The organism is Rickettsia sp. TH2014, from assembly GCF_019249195.1.
Classification (GTDB): domain Bacteria; phylum Pseudomonadota; class Alphaproteobacteria; order Rickettsiales; family Rickettsiaceae; genus Rickettsia; species Rickettsia felis.
In genome coordinates, this window is record NZ_MXAX01000122.1 from 1 (window position 1) to 2,032 (window position 2,032).

Consider the following 2,032-nt stretch of genomic DNA (forward strand, 5'->3'; position numbering starts at 1 on the left):
ATGTAAGATTAAATCTCAACTATTACATAAATCAACTCTTTTTAGTCAATGCCTAAATTACTCAACATCTTCCTCTGCAGCTTCAACTTCTTGCACTTCCGGTACAAAATGTTTAAGCATGGATTCAATGCCGTTTTTTAAGGTAATAGTAGAACTCGGGCATCCAAGGCAAGCACCACGAAGTGCTAATTTAACTACACCGTTTTCAAAGCCTTTATATATTATGTCACCACCATCTTGTGCAACAGATGGTCGCACTCTAGTTTCAATAATCTCTACGATTTGCTTCTCTATTTCCGAAAGCCCATCAAGGTTATTATGTACATTATCTGCTTTTGTACTTTCTTCAAATACCGGAAATCCCGAAACAAAATGATCCATAATAACCATTAAAACTTCAGGCTTTATAACTTGCCAATTACTTTCAGCTTGCTTAGTCACCGTTATAAAATCACTACCAAAAAATACTGATTTCACATTATTAATATAAAATAGTGACTCTGCAAGTTTGCTTCTTCCTTTAATTTCAGCAATATCGCTAAAAAATACCGGCTGTTCACTACTTATTTCCTGCCCCGGGAAAAACTTTATTGCATCAGGGTTGGGAGTATCTTCAGTTTGAATAAACATAATTAAAGTACACTAATAAATTTGTTGATTATTATAAATCGATAGTACCGTTTTTACAATAGACTTCTTGCATAACTTGCTTCTAAGAGTAATTTGTGCGTCGATCCGGTACTCGCATCCTCACGTACTAAAGTGTACGCTGCAGTGGCAAGCACTCCCGTGTATCCTACAAATTCCTCCTTATTAGCTACGTTATGCAAGAAGTCTAATATATTTGTATTTATCTTGGATATTGTTGTATGGCACTGTTAACAAAATAATTTTAAAGCTATTTTGTTAACAGTACCATAGCAACTTTTTAATTTATCGTTGATTTTATTAAAATAAGTTATTATTTTAATATATTACTAACTACTGCTAGATTATTATGCCTAAAAAATTACTACAAGAAAAGGTGATATATATACTATTGATACTAAATTTATTTAAGAGCGTTATAAATAAGAACACTAGTGAAGCCTTTTGTTATATTTCACAATTTAATTTTCCTCTTTCTGACAATATAAAAACAATACGTTATTTTGCTATCGATGAAGATAAACCAAATAATGTTAGAATATTAAATAATGTTGGAACATCTCATAGTACCTTGTCTTTAATTGCGGTTATTAATAATGGTCTTGAAATGCTTAATTTATTAATAAATTTTGGATTTGATATAAATAGCCATAGTGGAATAAACTATATTACCCCTTTAGGGCTTGCGGCAGACAAAAGATATAAAGAGATAGTAAAATTGCTTTGTGAGCGAGATGATATTAAGGTTCAAAATGCATTATATTATGCGATTAGAGGAGAAAACAAAAGCATAGAAATAATAGATCTTTTAGTACAAAAAGGTGCAATCATTAAGCCAGAGCATATTGAATTGGCAATTAGTCATTCAAATTTAAGTGTATTTGAATATTTATTTGAGAAGAAATTACCGGATATTGAAAAAAATAATTTAAAACTTATCGGTTCATCACCGGCTATCTCATCCATTGATTATATATTAGGTGAAGCTTCAAAATATCAAAATACAGAGGTAATAAAATTTTTATTAAGTAGTGGATATAAACCTGAACAAAAATATATTGATGAATTTTTTGTATCAGCTGCAGACAATGGACGTCTAAAAACTTGTATTATACAAAAGCTAATATAGAAGAACATACACGACTAGAAGGTTTAAGCAAATACCAAAACTATCTTAAAGACAAATATCATGATTATTATAAAACTCATATAATATTTCTTTCCAAATTCTCTTATACGGACGAACCTGTGGAAATGTTCATGTTTGACAATGAATCGAATCTATTACTATTATCTATGAGTGGCACCCCCCCAAAAACAATCGACAAAAGGAGTAGAATTTTCTAGAAACAAAGGAGGAGATTCTATAAATGACAATATCAAA

The 2,032-nt window shown here is 30.6% G+C and carries 2 protein-coding genes and 1 pseudogene; 1 reads left to right on the top strand and 2 read right to left on the bottom strand.

The window, feature by feature from the left end:
* Positions 1-57: 57 nt before the first annotated feature.
* Both KYQ89_RS02315 and KYQ89_RS02320 read right to left on the bottom strand, forming a co-directional pair.
* Positions 58-630 carry a NifU family protein gene (locus tag KYQ89_RS02315; RefSeq protein WP_218460239.1) on the bottom strand — a complete coding sequence of 191 codons (573 nt, stop codon included), beginning with the start codon at positions 628-630 and terminating at the stop codon, positions 58-60.
* Positions 631-686: 56 nt separating this feature from the next.
* Positions 687-863 (bottom strand): annotated as a pseudogene (locus KYQ89_RS02320) (palindromic element RPE1 domain-containing protein); the annotation flags it as partial.
* Positions 864-997: 134 nt separating this feature from the next.
* Between KYQ89_RS02320 and KYQ89_RS02325 the strand changes: the two are divergent.
* Positions 998-1,777 carry an ankyrin repeat domain-containing protein gene (locus KYQ89_RS02325; RefSeq protein WP_218460240.1) on the top strand — a complete coding sequence of 260 codons (780 nt, stop codon included), beginning with the start codon at positions 998-1,000 and terminating at the stop codon, positions 1,775-1,777.
* The last annotated feature ends 255 nt before the right edge of the window (positions 1,778-2,032 follow it).